Origin of the sequence: Polaribacter staleyi, assembly GCF_038024045.1 — a bacterium.
In the GTDB taxonomy this organism is placed as follows: Bacteria; Bacteroidota; Bacteroidia; order Flavobacteriales; family Flavobacteriaceae; genus Polaribacter; species Polaribacter butkevichii.
In genome coordinates this window covers 2,943,688-2,962,388 of the sequence record NZ_CP150665.1, presented here as the reverse complement: position 1 = coordinate 2,962,388, position 18,701 = coordinate 2,943,688, and the positions used below count along the sequence as shown (strand labels likewise).

General features: G+C 29.7%; 10 protein-coding genes. 3 read left to right on the top strand and 7 right to left on the bottom strand.

Translation table 11 applies throughout. The annotated features are described in order from the left end of the window. The first annotated feature begins 81 nt into the window (after nt 1-81). A complete protein-coding gene (locus WHD07_RS12540; protein ID WP_343328684.1) occupies nt 82-384 on the top strand; it encodes a DUF6370 family protein in 303 nt (100 codons plus the stop codon). Between the two features lie 144 nt (nt 385-528). On the opposite strand, the gene WHD07_RS12535 is transcribed toward WHD07_RS12540, so the two are convergent. Then, a complete protein-coding gene (locus WHD07_RS12535; RefSeq protein ID WP_343328683.1) occupies nt 529-1,569 on the bottom strand; it encodes an aldo/keto reductase in 1,041 nt (346 codons plus the stop codon). Nucleotides 1,570-1,824: 255 nt separating this feature from the next. Continuing rightward, on the bottom strand, nt 1,825-3,012 hold the full coding sequence (locus tag WHD07_RS12530; RefSeq protein ID WP_105049548.1) for a phosphoglycerate kinase: 1,188 nt from the start codon (nt 3,010-3,012) through the stop codon (nt 1,825-1,827). A gap of 177 nt (nt 3,013-3,189) precedes the next feature. Between WHD07_RS12530 and WHD07_RS12525 the strand changes: the two genes are divergently transcribed. Both WHD07_RS12525 and WHD07_RS12520 read left to right on the top strand, forming a co-directional pair. Further along, on the top strand, nt 3,190-4,332 hold the full coding sequence (locus WHD07_RS12525) for an ATP-binding protein (RefSeq protein WP_105049549.1): 1,143 nt from the start codon (nt 3,190-3,192) through the stop codon (nt 4,330-4,332). A 218-nt stretch (nt 4,333-4,550) separates the two neighbouring features. Further along, nucleotides 4,551-5,564, top strand: a complete 1,014-nt coding sequence (locus WHD07_RS12520; RefSeq protein WP_343328682.1) for an alpha/beta fold hydrolase — start codon at nt 4,551-4,553, stop codon at nt 5,562-5,564. 3 nt (nt 5,565-5,567) lie between these two features. Here the strand turns inward: WHD07_RS12520 and WHD07_RS12515 are convergent, their stop codons facing one another. From WHD07_RS12515 to WHD07_RS12495, 5 genes are all read right to left on the bottom strand, one after another. After that, the gene (locus WHD07_RS12515) at nt 5,568-6,131 is read right to left on the bottom strand and encodes an MOSC domain-containing protein (protein WP_343328681.1); all 564 of its coding nucleotides are present in this window, start codon (nt 6,129-6,131) and stop codon (nt 5,568-5,570) included. A gap of 43 nt (nt 6,132-6,174) precedes the next feature. Continuing rightward, a complete protein-coding gene (locus WHD07_RS12510) occupies nt 6,175-10,362 on the bottom strand; it encodes a hybrid sensor histidine kinase/response regulator transcription factor (protein WP_343328680.1) in 4,188 nt (1,395 codons plus the stop codon). A 114-nt stretch (nt 10,363-10,476) separates the two neighbouring features. Next, nucleotides 10,477-12,039: a RagB/SusD family nutrient uptake outer membrane protein gene (locus WHD07_RS12505; protein ID WP_343328679.1), complete on the bottom strand. Its 1,563-nt coding sequence runs from the start codon at nt 12,037-12,039 to the stop codon at nt 10,477-10,479. A 20-nt stretch (nt 12,040-12,059) separates the two neighbouring features. Next, nucleotides 12,060-15,116 carry a TonB-dependent receptor gene (locus WHD07_RS12500; RefSeq protein WP_343328678.1) on the bottom strand — a complete coding sequence of 1,019 codons (3,057 nt, stop codon included), beginning with the start codon at nt 15,114-15,116 and terminating at the stop codon, nt 12,060-12,062. Nucleotides 15,117-15,337: 221 nt separating this feature from the next. Then, complete coding sequence (locus tag WHD07_RS12495; protein ID WP_343328677.1) at nt 15,338-18,637, bottom strand: VCBS repeat-containing protein; 3,300 nt, start codon at nt 18,635-18,637, stop codon at nt 15,338-15,340. Nucleotides 18,638-18,701: the final 64 nt, after the last annotated feature.

Sequence of the window (18,701 nt, the reverse complement as noted above, 5' to 3'; positions counted from 1 at the left end):
AACCGACAAATAAGTGTTAGGTGTTAGCAAATTACGAAATGTCAGTTCTTGCACGGTAGAGAACTCATAAAAATTATAATTATGAAAAAATTAATTGTTTTAAGTTTATTAATATTCGCTTCTTGTGGTAATAAAAAAGAAACGAAGCAAATTGCAGAAATTTCTTGCGGCCTATGTCAGCTTCATTTAGATGCTGATGAGTGTAGCTTAGCGGTTAGGTTTAATGATAAAGCGTATTTTGTTGATGGTTTTAATATTGATGATTTTGGCGATGCACATGATGAGAAAATTGGCTTCTGTAATGTAATTAGAAAAGCAGAAATTACTGGTGTAGTTAAAGATGGACGATTCGTAGCGAGTTCTATTGAATTGATTGAAGAATAGAACCTAGATTTTAAGCATTAAAAATCATGACATAAAATAGATTTCTGCTTTCGCAGAAACTAAAATATATACGAAATCCGATGAAATAATTTTCATCGGATTTTTTTTATACTGTAAACGGAAGACTGTAAACTACCCACTAATCTAAGGCGCAGGATTCGGAATTAACTTATGAACAGCTTCTATTTCATTTAAAATTTCTTCTGATAAATCAATGTTTATGCTACCAATATTTTCTTTTAACTGACTCATTTTTGTAGCACCAATAATATTACTCGTTACAAAAGGTAATTGATTAATGTATGCTAAAGACAACTCAGTTAAGCTCATTCCGTTTTTTAACGCAATTGCTTCATAGGCTAAAACTGCTTGTTCGGTTAAATCTGTCTGATATCTTGTAATATAATTAGGAAATAAAATTCCTCTTGCATCTGCAGGTTTTTGTCCTCTTAAATACTTCCCTGTTAAAACCCCTTGTGCCAAAGGAGAATACGCTAATAAGCCAATATTTTCTCGCAAAGAAACTTCAGACATTCCGTATTCATAACTACGGTGTACTAAAGAATATGAGTTTTGAATTGTTACCATTCTTGGTAAATTTACCTCTTTAGCAGCTTGTAAATATTGTAGGGTACCCCAAGGTGTTTCATTAGACAAACCTATTTGTCTAATTTTACCTTCGCTGATTAAAGTTTGTAGGGTTTCTAAAATCTCTACATGATTTTCTGCCTCTTTATTAGAAGTTTTATAAGGATAATCTCTTGTACCAAAACAGTTAACACCCCTTTCTGGCCAGTGCAACTGATACAAATCTATATAATCTGTTTGCAACCTTTTAAGACTACCTTCTACAGCATCTATAATTGCTTCCTTTGCAAATCCGTTTGCTCTAATATGCGCTGTATAAGGCCCAGAACCAGCAATTTTACTTCCTAAAACAACCTTATCTCTATTTCCTGTTTTTTTAAACCAATTTCCTATAATTGTTTCTGTAGTTCCATAAGTTTCTGGCGTTGCAGGAACTGCATATAACTCTGCAGTGTCAAAAAAGTTTACGCCTTGTTCTAAAGCGTAATCCATTTGTTTAAAACCATCTTCTTGCGTGTTTTGCCTTCCCCAAGTCATGGTTCCTAAACAAATCTTAGAAACTTTAATATCTGTATTTGCTAATTTTGTGTATTTCATAGTAATGTGTAAACGTGTAATTGTTTATTTGTGTAACTGTACAAAAACTGACCGCGAAATTATAATATATTCTTCTATAAAACAATAAGCGTGTAATTTTACAATTACACGCTTATTAATAAATTTATATTTTAAAATGAAACTTAGTCAAGCTCAGTTTTACATCTTAAATGTTAATTAGAATCTGAAATATGATTTAAAAATATAACGGTCTATTAAACAATTACACGATTAAACAAATAAACAGTGAAACGACTATTTTAAAATTGCATCAATTCCTGGTAATGTTTTACCTTCTAACATTTCTAACATAGCACCACCACCAGTAGAAACATAACTTACTTTATCTGCAAAACCAAATTGTTTAACAGCAGCAACAGAATCTCCACCACCAACTAAAGAGAATGCACCATTTTTGGTTGCTTTATCAATAGAATTACCAAGAGCAATTGTTCCTCCTGCAAAAGATTCCATTTCAAAAACACCTAAAGGTCCGTTCCATAAAATTGTTTTACACTTGTTTACTACAACATCAAAATTTGCTTGAGATTTTGGTCCTGCATCAACACCTTCCCATCCATCAGGAATTGCATTGATATCGCAAATTTGTGTATTTGCATCATTAGAAAAATCATCAGCAGCAATAACATCTACAGGAATATGTACTTCCACTCCTTTTTCTTTTGCTTGCTTTAGAATATCTAAGGCCAATTCCATTTTATCATCTTCACAAATAGAGTTTCCAATTTTTCCTCCTTGTGCTTTAATAAAAGTAAAACTCATTCCACCACCAATAATTAAGTGGTCTACTTTATCTAAAATATTTTCGATAACCGTAATTTTAGAAGATACTTTTGCACCACCCAAAATTGCTAAAACTGGTCTTTCAGAATTATTTAATACTTTGTCTATACTTTCTATTTCTCTTGCTAATAAGTTTCCAAAACATTTGTTTTCTGGAAAAAACTGAGCAATAATAGTTGTTGAAGCATGAGCTCTGTGTGCAGTACCAAAGGCATCGTTTACATAAATATCACCTAATTTAGATAATTTTTCTGCAAAAGCAACATCTCCTTTTTTCTCTTCTTCGTAAAAACGTAAGTTTTCTAATAATAAGATTTCTCCAGACTGTAAATTTGCAACGGCTTCTTCTACTTTATCACCAATACAATCTGCCACAAATTTTACATTTACACCCAAAATTTCAGTTGCTTTGGCTACAATATGACTTAATGAAAACTCATCTTGAAATCCTTTTGGACGTCCTAAATGAGACATTAACACACAGCTTCCTTCTTGCTCTAAAATATCTATAATTGTAGATTTTGCAGCTTGAATTCTAGTAGCATCCGTAACTTCAAATTTATCATTTAAAGGCACATTAAAATCTACACGAATTAACGCTTTCTTATTCTTGAAATTAAAATCTTTTAGTGTTTTCATCTTTTATTAATCTATTTTCAACAAAAATACCGAATTATTTACTCTTTTTGAACTCTAAAACCCAAAATTTAATACAACGTTTGCGAAGATAAAGACAACGCTTACTTCTATTTTAGAAATTAAAAGATTGCACTCTAAAATTGATGGATTAATGCCAAACAAATTTTATATTTGCCTATGCTTTTTAACCAAATTATCGGCCAAGAACACATTAAAAAACACTTAAAAGTATCTGCGGAGAACGGCAGAATTCCGCACGCACAATTATTTGTGGGTAAAGAAGGAAGCGGAACCTTGCCTATGGCAATTGCATACGCACAGTTTTTATTGTGTAATTTTTCTGATAATGTAGACGTTTGTAACTTAAAGTGCGACAAGCTACAACATCCAGATTTGCATTTTACATACCCTGTTACCGCTAATGAAAACGTAAAAAAACATCCTGTTAGTAGTTTGTTTTTAGAAGATTGGAGATCTTTTATAGCTACACAACCTTACGGAAGTTTGTTTAATTGGTTGCAACATATTGGCGTAGAAAATAAACAAGGAATTATTGGTGTTGATGAAGCAGAAGAGGTTGTAAAAAAACTACGCCTTAAAAGTTACGAAGGTGGTTTTAAGGTAATGATTATTTGGATGGCTGAAAAAATGAATATTGCTGCCGCTAATAAACTATTAAAGTTAATTGAAGAACCACCAGAAAAAACGGTTTTTATTTTAATTACCGAAAACGAAGGAGACATTATAAATACTATAAAATCGCGTTGTCAGGCACTACATTTTCCTGCTTTAAGCGAGCAAGATATTTCTAATACCCTAGTGGTAGACCATCAGGTTTCGGATAATGAAGCTGCAAAAATAGCACATCAGGCAGAAGGTAATTTTAACAAAGCCTTGCAATTACTACAGAATAATTCTAATGATCTTGTTTTTGAAGAATGGTTTATTGCGTGGATTAGAACCGCTTTTAAAGCCAAAGGAAACGCTGCTGTTGTACAGCAATTAATAGAATGGTCGGAAAACATTGCCAAAACCGGACGAGAAACTCAGAAGCGTTTTCTAGAATATTGTTTGCAATTTTTTAGACAAGCTTTATTATTAAATTACAAGTCTAAAAACTTGGTTTTTATGGAAACCAAAACCGGATTTGACCTTTCTAAATTTGCTCCTTTTGTGCATTCTGGTAATATTTTAGACATAGAAAAAGAACTAAATGATGCCATGTATCATATAGAAAGAAACGGAAATCCAAAGATTATTTTATTAGATTTATCTATGAAATTGACTCGTTTTTTACACAAAAAAGAGGCAACGGTTTAGAAGCTATTTCCAGCTTTCGTTACTCGCTTTTTTTACCATAAAAAATGGTAAAAAAGAGCTCAAACAGACCACTCAATCTGGGCTAAACTTGTTTGCTAGCTAATTTAACTTCCTTAGGTAATAATTAAATATTCCGTTAAAAACGAACTAATTAACAATACATTAATAGTCTACTCTTTTCATATTTATATTTTTGAATGTAATTTAAAAGTTAAAAAATGAAAATAGTATTAACTTCATTCCTTCTTTTTATTTCAACATTTATTTTTTCTCAAGAAAAATTCAATAATGAAAAAGAAATTAAGAATACTCAGAACTATAATATTCAAGAAATAAGTAAAAAAGTAAATGAAACCATTACAATTTTCGGAACATTACTCACACCAAAATCTAATTACAATAATATACTTGTAATATTATCCGGAACGGGAAAAACATCTCAAAAAGCTCATAATTATTTAACCAACTACTTGCTTAAAAATAATATTGGGGTTTTTAAATTTGACAAAAGAGGAGTTGGTAAATCTACCGGAGAATATAATGACCAACCAAAAATTTATACAAGTGATTTTATAGGAATATACAGCGAATTAAGAAAATTAGAACCTATAAAAAATAAGAAAATTGGCTTTTTAGGTCACAGTTTAGGTGGCATTGTAACTACAATGGCTATCGAACAGAATGTAAAACCAGATTTCTTAATTCAATGGTCTGCTCCAATTGGAAAACCAAGAGAATTATTAGGCTATCAAATTAAAAATGGAATTAAAAACTATAATAAATCAATAATTGGCAAGAACAAAGAGGAGCAGATAAAAAGTTTAAATTACATTCATCATTTGATAGATAAAAACCCAAATAAAACTGCTTTAGAATTATGGAAAATTGCAAAAAAAGAATCAAAAAAAGTAAACATCAATAAAAAATCTTTTTCGAATTACTTAACACCTATAAAAGTTGAGTTTGCAAGAATTAACAATACAAAAACCTATCAAAATATAGATTTTCCAACTTTAGTAATTATTGGAGAAGAAGATATTTTGGTTGACCCAAAACAAAGTAAAGTCGAACTAAATGAAATTGGAAATTCAAATATTATATTTAAAGAAATTAAAAATTTAAACCATTTTATGACTAAAAAAGGAACTAGCCAACTAACAAATGAAATTTATAATGTGGATATGTCATTTAAAAAGTATTTGGTAAATTGGATTGCAAGTTTAAAAAGTTAAAAACTAATCACTAATTCCGTTTTCAATTCTTTTTGCAATAAATAAATCTGCAATTGTTGGATTTTCTGAGCAACTTTTTATCTGTATAAACTCGTCACCAGCTTTTACAAAACCTGTTTGTAAAACTTTAAAATAAACACCACAAAAAGTGGTTTTCCAAAACTTTTTTACAATACCCATATTATTAAAACGGACTCCCAATTTATAACACGGTTCTCTTTGTACAGTTGCTTCTAGAATGGTATCACCAACTTTAAAAGTATCACCTTGATGAATTTTAGTTTCATCAATATCATCAATAGTTAAGTTTTCTCCAAAAATTCCCATTTCAAAATTCACTTTCGGGTACATCTCTTTCCAATATGCATAGTGTTTAAAAGAATAACCATAAACAGATTGTAAAACACCTCCATGATTCTCTCTATCGCAAATAGCGTCTCCTTTTACCTCTTCTACGTCTAAAAAAACCGGATGCTCAACGGCATATTTAAAGATACCTGTAGTAACCAATGTACCTTTATAATCTATTTCTTTTCGTTCCCCAATATTTGTTGAAATGATTTTCATATAAAATCAATATAAATGAATAACAAATATAAAGTTTTAAAAGCTATTTTTTTGTTTTTAAAAATTTAGAAGGGGAGTTGCCATAAACTTTCCTAAAGCACTTACCAAAATAACCAGGATCACTAAAACCTACCATATAACTAACTTGACTTATCGGAAGTTCATTTTGCTCTAGCAATTGCATTGCCCTCTTTAACCTTATTAATCGCATAAAATCATTAGGAGATTGCCCCGTAAGCTTCTTTAATTTTCTAAAAAAAGTAGACCTACTTGTATTCATATCAAAAGCTAATTCATCTACCCAATAAGTTTCTTTAGCCATATTAATTTCCATAAAATCCATTATTTTTCTTAAAAATGCTTCATCTGTAGAATTTAATGTAACTTTTTCTGGCGTTAATTCTTTTTCTGTTTGAAAACGTTTACGCATTAAATCTCTAGATTCTATTAATTTACCGACCCTTACACAGAGTAATTTCATTTTAAAAGGTTTTGGCAAATAAGCATCTGCTCCAGATTCTAGACCTTTAATTTTATGTTCTACAGAATTTAAGGCTGTTAACATTATAACTGGTATATGACTTGTTCTAATATTAGTTTTTATTTTATGACACAACTCTACACCATCCATCTCAGGCATTAAAACATCTGTAATTACAATATCCGGTATCATTTTTAAGGAAATACTTAAAGCTTCTCTACCATGTTCTGCTTCTAAAATATTATAGTTTTTAGAAAGCCCATCTTTAATTAATTGTCTGATATCTTTATTGTCATCAACAACCAAAACGGTAGATTTGTTATTGCCTTCAGGAATTAATTTTTCTTCTAAATCTAATTCTTCTTCATTTATTGGTTCTGAAACATTTATTTCTATAATCTCATCGGATAATAAATGCTCCTTACCTAGTGGAAATTTTAAGATAAAATTGGTTCCATTAAATTCTTCTGAAAAAACTTCTATAGTACCATGATGTAAATCAACTAAATCTTTTACGATTGCTAAGCCAATTCCAGATCCCTTATTTTCATCTTTTTTTACTTGATTTACCTGATAAAACCTTTGAAAAACATACGGCAATTCATCTTTACTTATACCAACACCATTGTCTTTTACTTCAATTTGAAGGTATTCTGTTTTAATATCTCTGCTTTCTATATGTATTTTATTTTTAGACGGTTTACTAATTATAATCTTCACCTCTCCTCCTTCTGGAGTAAATTTAATTGCATTAAAAATTAAATTATTTAGAATTTTTTCTAATTTATCCCAATCAAACCAAATATCTACTTGGTACACTTCGCACTCAAAAGATACGGTAACATCTTTTTTATTTGCAATAGCTTTAAATGAAAACACAATTTCTCTAACAAAATTTATAATATTAGATTTAGTTGCTCCTAGTTTTGTTTCTCCTACTTCTATTCTTCTAAATTCCATTAGTTGATGTACTAATCTTAACAAGGAATCTGCATTTCTTTTTACGATATTTAATTTAGATTTTAAAAATGCCTCATTATTAATATCAGATTCTAGTAATTCTTCTACTGGGTTTAAAATTAAGGTAATTGGTGTTTTAAATTCATGAGAAATATTTGTGAAAAATTGTAATTTTAATTTATTAACTTCTTCAACTTCTTTTTGAATTTGAACCGCTGCTTTTTGCTTAGACTTTAAATTAAAATAAGAAATAATACTTAATAAAAATGACAATATTAAAACACCATAAACTGTACAAGCCCACCAAGTTAACCAAAAAGGAGTTTCTATATGCAAGGCTATACTTGTATAATCATTATTCCATAAACCATCATTATTTGAAGATTTAACATTAAATCGATAGTTACCAGGAGCTAAATTCGTGTAGGCTGCAAATCTTTTACTAGAAGTAGTATTTTGCCAATCTGAATCAAAGCCTTCTAATCTGTATTTAAACTTATTTTTTTCTGGGGCTGCAAAATGTAAAGATGCAAACTCAAAGGAAATATTATTTTGTGAATGCTTAAAATTAATTTCTTTCGTCTTATTTACCGCTTTAGAAAGTAGTACTTTATCATCGTATGCTTTACCAACAACAACCTCTTTATTAGAAATAGAAATTTTTGTAATTACTGTTTCTGGAAAGTAGTTATTTTCTTTAAGTTTCTTAGGTTTAAAAACATTGAACCCTTTTACACCTCCAAATAGAAAATCTCCATTTTTCCTTTTAAGATAAGCTAATTCTTGAAACTCATTATCTTGAAGTCCATCATTTATATCATAATTTCTAAATGTTTCTTTTTCTGGATTAAAACTAGTAATCCCTTTGTTGCTAGACAACCATAAATTACCGTTATCATCTTCTAAGATTCCTTTTATTACGTTATTTGGTAAACCATCTTTTTCAGAATAAACCTTTACAACCTCATAAGTATTGGTTGCTGTTCTTACAATTTTATTTAGACCTCCACCAAAAGTCCCAATCCAAATATCTTTATTATGATCTTCATAAATAGATAAAATATAATTATGACTTAACGATAATTTTTTATCAACACCTTTCTTTAAAATCTTAAATTTTGGATATTCTTTACCTACCTCCTCTTTTGACAATATACTTAAACCATTGCTTGTTGCCACCCAAATATTACCATTACTATCTTCAAAAACATTCCTAATAATATTACCCGAAAGACTTTGTGGATCTTCTGTATTATTTAAAAAACAATCTTTCTGATAAAAATTACCCTCAGCATCTAATTTCCATCTGTACAACCCACCATTATATGTCCCTATCCATAGGTAATTTCTACTATCTTGTAGTAAAGAAAAAATACTATTTCTAAACTCAGAATAAGGCTTTATACTCGTTACTTTAGATTTTGGATTTGAAATATCTAATTGAAAAAAGTTTGGATCTCCTGAACCACCGATTAATAGATATGTTTTATCTTTTATTTTTACTTCTTCAATTGCATAAACATTTTTTAGTTCTTGAAATTTGTTATATGAATTATAATTTTTTAGCCTTTTATTTAAACCACCACCTTCAGTTCCAACCCAAAGGTTTTGATTACTGTCTTCGTAAAAGGATCTAATTTTATCGTAACTTAAACTTTTTTCATTTTGTGTTTTTTGAACATGAATAAATTCTTTTCTATTAGGGTCAAATTTATTTACACCTCCACCATTTGTTCCAGCCCAAATAATACCAGATTTATCTTTATATAAATCTGTTATAATATCTTTACTTATGCTATTAGGTTGTCTCGGATCATAAACATACTTTTTTATCTTCTTGATTTCATCCTTAGAAGAATTATACCTTATTTCCCATAAACCATTAGTGGTACCTGCCCAAATAATATTTTTATCTACTATCAAATTATTAAAAGACCCATCAAGTATTTTTTTTACTATTATTTTTTCTGTGTTTTTGGTTTTGTAAAAAAGCCCATCACTAGTTGCTAATAATAACCTTCCATCTTTTTCTGTTATGTCTCTAACAACAGCATTAGGTAATTCTATTTCCTTGTTTATATTTTTAAAATATTCATCTCCATTAAAACCAATGGATAGTTTGTAAATACCATTATAACCACCGAACCAAATTTGACCAATAGAATCTTCGTAAACAGTATCTACTGACAATAGATTTATATTACTAGGAACAGGTGGTTCATCATATATTTTAATATGCTTAAAAACAACTTTATTATTAGTTGCCTTTAAATCTAACATGTTTATGCCTTTGTTTGTACCAACCCAAAGACGATTCTTTTTATCTCTATATAGACACGATATATTATTTCCATTTAAACTATTAATAACCTCTTTATTATGTTTATATGTAGTAAATTTCTCTAAAGTTCTATCAAAATAAATAAGTCCGCCTCCAGTAGTTCCTATCCAAAGATTTCCATCTTGATCATCTTCAATTTTATAAATTAAATTGCTAGAAATAGTGGATATATCATCTAAATTTGGTTTATATACTTTAAAAGAATGACCATCATACCTATTTAAACCATCGTGTGTACCAAACCACATAAAACCATCTTCATCTTGATGAATTGCGTTAACATCACTCTGAGACAAACCTTTAGATGTCGTTATAGCTTCAAAATATATAGATTTTTGAGCAAATGTTTTAATAACTAAAAAATAAAGCAGAATAGTTAAGATAGTAAGACATCTTCTATTACTTACTTTAAACTTATTTAGAAAGGTATTTTTTAATTTGTATAACATATCTAGTATTAAGAATCTTAAAAAGTATAAATATAAATTGAATAAAAAAAGTGACCCAAGGATAAACCTTGAATCACTTTCCCATTCAAACAAATAATAATTCAAAACAATCTATTAGTATCCTTCATTTTGCTTTAAGTTAGGGTTTTGGTCTAACTCATTTTGAGGTATAGCAATGTACTCTCTACCTGGTTTATAGGCTCCAGTACCAGCACTATTAGATTTTAAGCTAGGGTTGTTAACTATTCTTTCAACAACTTTGCCCCATCTTAATAAATCAAAATACCTTGTACGTTCAAAAGTTAATTCCTTTACTCTTTCATCTTCTATGTCTTGCATCGTAGCACTTGTAAACTCTGGCATATCTACTCTTCTACGTACTTTATTTAGTGCCTCTAACCCCTCTGAAGATAAACTATTATCATCTAACAAATCTGCCTCTGCAAACATTAGTAAAACATCTGCATAACGTAACATTCTTAAGTTGTTACCTGCACCATGCCAACCTTCGGCTAAAGCCTGACTTAAACCATTAAAAGCCCAATCTGTATATTTATTTCCATAAACTGTTGTTTCTGTTGATTTATAAACTTCGTCATACCTTTGGTTTCCATACGTTTTTGGTTCTAACACCTCTCCTTTATAAGTAGTCGTTTCTGTAGTATTAAAAAAGAAGGTTGTATAAGCTCTTGGATCTATTTCATTGTTTATTGTTTTTTCATCTAAAAATAAATCTATAGCCCATTGGTTAACTTCCATACCATCTTGATTTGTAAAACCTGCAGGAGCAAAATCTGGCTGATAACCAGATCCTTTTCCTTTTCCAGGTCCATCTCCCCCCCAACCAGCATTTCCATCTGCTATTAATTGAATTTCAAATAATGATTCTGCATTGTTTTCAAATTCTTCTGTAAAATTATGTGCATAATTATCCATTAGCTTGTAAGAACCTCCCATAATTTTAGCAAACTCTGTTTTTGCATCTCCATATTTTTGTTGATACAATAAAGCTTTTCCTAAATAACCTGTTGCTGCACCAGAAGTTGCTCTACCTTTTTGATCTGCTGGCCAAGAAGTAGGTAACATACTTTGTGCTTTTTTTAAATCTGATTCTATTAGTTCCCATACTTGTTCTGGAGTTGCTTGCACAATAGATAATGGGTCTTCGATTTCTGAAAATGGAATTTCAAGTAATGGTATATTTTTCCAGTTATTTAACAGGTTAAAATAATTAAAGGCTCTAATAAAATGAGCTTCTCCAAGAATAGCATCCTTTTTTTGTTGGTCCATCTCTATATTAGGAACTCTAAACAATACTTCATTTGCTCTTGTAACACCTTGATACATTGCTTGCCAAACCCATTTAACCGGATTTCCTGCAGGATCTGTATTAAAGTAACTAACTTGAGTTCTATCAGAAGTCCCATTACCATTTATTACATCATCTCTATAATCTGATAAAAAAACTTCAAATCTAGAATAATATAAAATATTAGAAAACGGACTGTAAGCTCCAATAATTCCTTTCTCAGCATCCTCTTCTGTCTGCCAAAAAGAGTCTGGCGTTAATGCATTAGGATTGGGTTGGTTTAAAACGTCTTCATTACATTGTATGTTGAGTATACAAATTGCAAATAGCGCTAAACTTATTTTTACTATTTTTTTATTTTTTTTCATTTTTTTATAAAATTTAAAATTTAAAAAGAAACTTGTACTCCAAGTTGAAATGTTCTTGGAGTTGGGTAACTACCTTCATCTACACCTGCATTAAATATTTTTCTAGAACCACCTCTACTATTTCTACCTACTTCAGGATAATAACCTGTATAATCTGTTATTGTAAATAAATTTGTAGCAGTTACATATAATCTAAGTTTACTGATTTTTATTTTCTCTAAAACATCTTTCGTAAAGTTATACCCTACTTGTGCATTTCTTAACCTAAAATAAGCTCCGTTTTCTACATAAAAATCAGACATTCTCTTATTAGCACCATTGTCTGACTTTGTATTTCTAGGTATTTCTGAATTTGTATTTGTTGGAGACCATCCATTTAAAGCATCTGCAAAATAATTTCCTTCATTATCAAAATAACCTCTATATTTTGTTCCGTTTAATATTGAATTACCAGTAACTCCGTTAAATAATAAACTAAGATCAAATTGTTTATAGTTTGCACTTAAATTAAAACCATACTCAAAAGTTGGTATCGGGGTTCCTAAATATGTTTGGTCATCCACATCAATATCTCCGTCTCCATCTATATCTTTAAATTTAATATCACCTGCTATAGGACTTCCTGTAGCATCATTCGCAGCAGTTGCCTCTGCATCTGTTTGATAAATACCATCTGTTACATATCCAAAGAAAGAACCAATTGGTTGCCCCACATCTGTTTTAGTAGCATTTAAAGTATTGGAAGTAAAACTTCCTTGACGAATTGGTGTAGAACCTCCTAAACTTGTAACATTATTATCTAATACAGAAATATTACCAGAAACATTAAATGAGAAATCATCTCCAATAGCATCACCATAACTTGCTACTAATTCGAAACCTTTATTTTCTACACTTGCGGCATTAAAAGGAATTGCGTTTTCAAATCCTGTATATAAAGGAAGTTGAATATTTACTAAGATGTCTTCAGATTTTTTAACAAAATAATCCATAGTAACATTTAACTTATTATTTAATGCTCTAAAATCTAAACCAATATCTAATGTTTTAGTTGTTTCCCAAAAAATATTAGGATTTACACCTTTAGTAATAGAGTAACCAGTTACTCTAGAAGGTGTTTCTCCTAAAACATACTCACTAAATAAGTTTAGTTCTGGATCTATTGCATAGATACTAACGTTATTAGAACCAATTTCACCATAACTTACTCTAAATTTTATATCGGTAATAGCTTCAACATTTGCCATAAAATCTTCGTTACTTACATTCCAAGCTAAAGCCATAGAAGGAAAAGTACCCCATCTTAGATTTTCTCTAAAAAGAGACGAACCATCTTTACGTAAAGTTGCAGTAATTAAATATCTATCATCATAAGAATAATTGACTCTTCCAAAATAAGATTGAATTGCAGATGTTACATCATATGAAGGCGCATTACTTAATTCTTCTGCAGCAGAAGCGATACGAATACTGTTAGAAGGAAATTTTCTAGCTTCTATACCCAATTGCCTTGTATTGTTTTTTTGTTCTGTATATCCTGCAAGAAGATCTATAGAATGTTTTCCAAAAGTTTTTTTGTAGTTTAAAGTGTGCTCTACTAAAGTTGATAAGAAATTAGTATTACTTTCTCTTAACTCAGAAAACTGTTTAAGACCACCGTCTTTAAAAAGCTGATCTTCTGGCGTAAACTCGTAATTATTATTTGTAGAAGATTCTAAACCAAGATTTATTTTATATGTTAATCCTTCTAATATTTCATAAGAAGCAGCTAAACTACCTAAAATATTATTTTTTGTTACTGTTCTATCCTGAAGTGCAGCAGCTCCTAATTCATTAATTATTGTTCCAGGACCGTAATAAGAAGCTAATGCAGAACCCGGTTCAATATCAGATGAATTCCAATTTCCATCTGCATCTTTTAAACTTATTGTAGGAATTAGATTTCTTTCTTTATTAAAGTATGGATTTGGATTGTTAATTGTTCTTGTTAAACCAATAGTATTATCTAGACGAAATTTTCCTCGGATAAAAGAACCATTTGCTCTTACTGTAGTTCTACCAAAATCTGAATATTTTACAATACCATCATTATCAAATTGATTTAAAGAAAGACTGTATAATAAATTATCTGTTCCTCCAGCTAGTCTAACATTTGTGTTTTTTACTATTGATGTTCTAATAGACTCTCCATAAAGATCACTTGTGTTGTCTGGATTAAACTGAGTGTCATTTGCCGGAGACCTCTCTCTACCATCATTATCATCTGCTTTATTTACAATATCTGCATATTGTCTTGCATTAGCCCAATCTAAAGTATTAATAATTTTATTAAAACCGATACTAGTATCTATATCTACGGTTAGTTTACCATTTCTACCTTTTTTGGTTGCTATAATAACAACACCATTTGCTGCTCTAGAACCATAAATAGCAGTAGAAGAAGCATCTTTTAAAACAGAAATACTTGCAATATCTTGTGGATTTATAGAGTTCATGTTGCCAGTAATAACACCATCAATTACAAATAAAGGTCCTGCATCAGATAATGTACCAATACCTCTAATTGTAATTACAGAACTAGAACCTGGGGCACCCCCTTGAGATTGAACATTTACACCAGCCATTCTACCTTGTAAAGCTTGTGCAGGATCGTTAAATGTTAAATTCTCAATATCCTTAGATCCCACTGTAGAAACTGCTCCTGTAAGATCTTTTCTTTTTTGAGAACCGTAACCAACAATTACAATTTCTTCTAAGCTTTCTGTACTTACTTCTAAAACAATTTTAATCTTTTTTTCTGAACCTACAGTAACCTCTTTTGCTTTAAAACCTAAATAAGAGGCCACTAAAACGTCCCCTTTTTTCGCTTTGATCGTAAATAAACCATCAAAATCTGTAGACGCACCTACCGTTGTTCCTTTTACTGTAACATTAACTCCGGGTAATGTTATACCATCTACATCTACTACAGTTCCTTCTATAGTTTGCGCATTTAAATGCTGCATACTCATTACTGAAAACAGCAATAACAGCAGTGATGCATTTTTTAAAAATCTAAAAAATAATTTTCTGTTCATAAAGTTTTGAATTTTGTTGAATTAGTTTTTTTGAAGTCTACACTATTTTAATCTCGCAAAAACTTCACTCCAAAGAAACAGTTTTAGCTAGTTTAAGTTTGGTAATATCGTGTCAAATTTCAGGAAATAGCAACCAAAGACCCCTAAAAATAGGTGTTTAACAAAAAACTAGTATGAAAATTATGTTTTTAACAAAAAAGAGAAAAGAGATATTCTACAAATTACTTTTCTTCTGTTAAAGGGTGCGCTTCAAATAATTTTAGATTGCCATTATTTAACGCAAATAATAAAGACCTCTTTTTGTCCTTACCTATATAAATAGTTTCAATTTCTTTAATTTCACCATTTATAAAAAAACCATTTGATTTTGATGTAACAATTTTATTTACAGAATTAGGCTCAATAATTAAACCATAATCACCATCATTTCTTGGTGTCTCAACTTCAGATTGATATAAATTACCACCACTAACAATTTGTAAGTTTTTATTCTGATTACTTAAAACTTCAAAATCATTTATAGAAGAAAATTGTGCTCTGCGCGGTAATTCATGTAAAACATATGTATTATCTCCTTTATTTTCTATCCAAGAATTTGCAAAAGTAAATGCTTTGTAATGCAAAGATTTATCTAACATCGTTTTACCATAAATATCTTCTAACGTAGCGTTTGCAAATAAGTCATAAGTTTGAAAACGTTTTTTAATTGCTGGTACTTGTTGTGATGAGCATTCTCTACCTCTTAACGGCAATAAAACACCTTTTTTCTTATAACTTAAAACAATATCTGTTGTACCGTTTTCATCAAAATCATTGGCATACACTTCAAAAGGTGCTTTTTCTGTAGCTTTATATTTATAATTTAAACCTAAATTCCCAGCAACGTAATCTATATCTCCATCATTATCGTAATCTATCCTTTTTATACTATTCCACCAACCAGTAGATCTTTCTAAACCAACATCGGTAGTTACTTCTTTAAATTTATTTCCGTCATTTTCAAAGAAGCGAATTGACATCCATTCTCCAGTAATTATTAAATCTGTTTTACCATCGGTATTAAAATCTTCCCATAAAGCTGCAGTAACCAACCCTAAATTAGAAAGCTCTGGAAATACTTTTTGAGTAACATTTACAAATCTAATATCATCATCTACTCCTCCTTCATTTTTTAAAATATAACTTTCTGCAGGAAATGGGTATTTACCAGGAACAATTCTACCTCCAACAAAAAGGTCTAAGTCTCCATCATTATCATAATCATTTGCAGTAACTACTAATCCACTTGCAATTATATTTGGTAAAGATTCAGTGGCTTTAACAAAACCATCTTTGGTATTTATATACAATCTATCTTTATAATAAGTTAAAGGTTTGGTAACATCGTTACCTCCACTTACAACATATAAATCTAAATCATTATCTCCATCTGCATCAAAAAACACAGCCCCAGTATCCTCTTGATTTGCATCTTCTTGCCAAGGACCATTTAAAACATCAAAACTACCTGAAGTATTCTGAACGTACATAGAAGATTCATTTCCGGCAGCATTACCAATAAAAAAATCATCTAATCCATCATTATTAATATCACCAACTGCTAACGCAGGTCCTAATTGAGAGTTTTTATGAGGCAATAATGGTTCTAATGCAAAATCATTATACACATCTTCTGTATGTTTAAAATCTATTCCAGATTTTAATGTGATATCTTCAAATAAATGAGATTCTTCTTTTAATTTATTTTGCCTTAAAACAGCTTCTTTAAAGTCTAAATCTATGGTTTTATTTATGGCTACATTATATAAAACCTGTTCTTTACTATTTGGCCAAACTACCTCTAGAGTATCAATGACAGTGTCTTTGTTTAAACCAAAATGCATTATTGGTTCTACACTAGATTGAAACCCTCTAGTTAATGTAAACTCTTGAAATTGTTTTCCTTCTTTACTTTTTAAAGTAACCTTAGCTCCCAAACCTGTAGGATTATTTTCTGGTCCATTAAATTTAATTCTTAAATAATTAGAAGATGTATTGTTTTTAATAACAGAAACTACATCATCTAAATTATTAATTACAAGGTCTAAATCTCCATCATTATCTAAATCTCCATAAGAAACTCCATTAGAGAAACCTTTATAGCTTATATTCCACTCTTTATTTGCTTTAGAAAACTTGTAATTTCCTTCGTTTCTAAAAATAAAATTATCAATTGGAGTACTTGGGTAACTTTTATAATCTAATGTTTTATTAAAGTCCGAAAAACTAGTCATCTTCGTTCTTTTATTTACGTCATTATTATTCACATCACGTTTAATACCGTTGGTAATAAAAACATCTTTTAAACCATCATTATCAAAATCAGCAAATAAAACTCCCCAACTCCAATCTGTAGTTGCTAAATTCGTTAACCTAGAAACATCGCTATAAAAGGGAACACCATTTTTGTTATTTCCGTTATTAACTTGCAAGACATTTTGCATATATTGGTAATGTAAACCTAAATCTACAGCTTCATAAAAAGACTTAGGATTCATACTCGCCATATTTGTTTTAGATCTTTTATAATCAGCAGGAGTCATATCTAATTGCACAATATCTAATAATTTGTCATTATTAAAATCAGCTACGTCAATTCCCATTCCAAACATTGCCGTATGTTTTGTTGCTTCTTTTACCACTTCTTTAAAAGTACCATCTCCATTATTAATATAAAAATAGTCAGGTACATTAAAATCATTCGATAAATAAAGGTCTGGTAAATTATCATTGTTAAAATCGGATGTCATTATACCTAATGTCATTCCAAAGTTTTTAACATTTGCTTTCTCTGTTACATCACTAAAAGTATTATCACCATTATTTTTATACAAATGACCAGAATCTTCTAATCTATTTTCTTGCATTTTCTGATGGTAATATTGGTTTCCCATACTTACTTTTACCATCGGATAGTTTGCCACAAAAACATCTAGTAAACCATCTTTATCGTAATCTAAAAAAGTAGCTTGAATAGAAGTTGAAGCATCATTTAAACCATATTCTTTTGCTTTTTCTGAAAAAGTATTGTTTTTATTGTTGATAAAAAGTTGATTTTCTGTAGTACCAGAAATACCAGAAACAGACACATAAATATCTAACCAGCCATCAGAATTTATATCTACCATTGTAACACCTGTATACCATCTATTATCTCCAGAAACATTTGCAGACTCAGTAATGTCTTCAAATTCCATATTTCCTTTATTTAAATACAGTTTGTTTTTAGACATATTTCCTGTAAAATAAATATCAGATAAACCATCATTATTGATATCTCCTATAGCAACTCCTCCTCCCAAATACATGTACGGAAAAGTAAAATAGTTTAAAGTATCACTTTCTATAATATTATTTGAAAAGTTAATTCCTGAATCAGTATTTAATACTTCACTAAATTTTGTCCTACTAGTTTCAATAATTTCTTTTTGACAAGAAAAAAGTATAAAAAACAATATTGAAATACTCAGAATTTTTTTCATAATAAAGATCATTTTTAATAGCGAAGATTAAAGAACGACATTTTAAAAATATTTTGGGTACTAC

Coding starts and splice junctions, on each gene's coding strand:
- WHD07_RS12535 (WP_343328683.1), bottom strand. CDS start 1,569: ATGAAATACACAAAATTAGCAAATACAGATATTAAAGTTTCTAAGATT.
- WHD07_RS12515 (WP_343328681.1), bottom strand. CDS start 6,131: ATGAAAATCATTTCAACAAATATTGGGGAACGAAAAGAAATAGATTAT.
- WHD07_RS12520 (WP_343328682.1), top strand. CDS start 4,551: ATGAAAATAGTATTAACTTCATTCCTTCTTTTTATTTCAACATTTATT.
- WHD07_RS12525 (WP_105049549.1), top strand. CDS start 3,190: ATGCTTTTTAACCAAATTATCGGCCAAGAACACATTAAAAAACACTTA.
- WHD07_RS12495 (WP_343328677.1), bottom strand. CDS start 18,637: ATGAAAAAAATTCTGAGTATTTCAATATTGTTTTTTATACTTTTTTCT.
- WHD07_RS12500 (WP_343328678.1), bottom strand. CDS start 15,116: ATGAACAGAAAATTATTTTTTAGATTTTTAAAAAATGCATCACTGCTG.
- WHD07_RS12505 (WP_343328679.1), bottom strand. CDS start 12,039: ATGAAAAAAAATAAAAAAATAGTAAAAATAAGTTTAGCGCTATTTGCA.
- WHD07_RS12510 (WP_343328680.1), bottom strand. CDS start 10,362: ATGTTATACAAATTAAAAAATACCTTTCTAAATAAGTTTAAAGTAAGT.
- WHD07_RS12530 (WP_105049548.1), bottom strand. CDS start 3,012: ATGAAAACACTAAAAGATTTTAATTTCAAGAATAAGAAAGCGTTAATT.
- WHD07_RS12540 (WP_343328684.1), top strand. CDS start 82: ATGAAAAAATTAATTGTTTTAAGTTTATTAATATTCGCTTCTTGTGGT.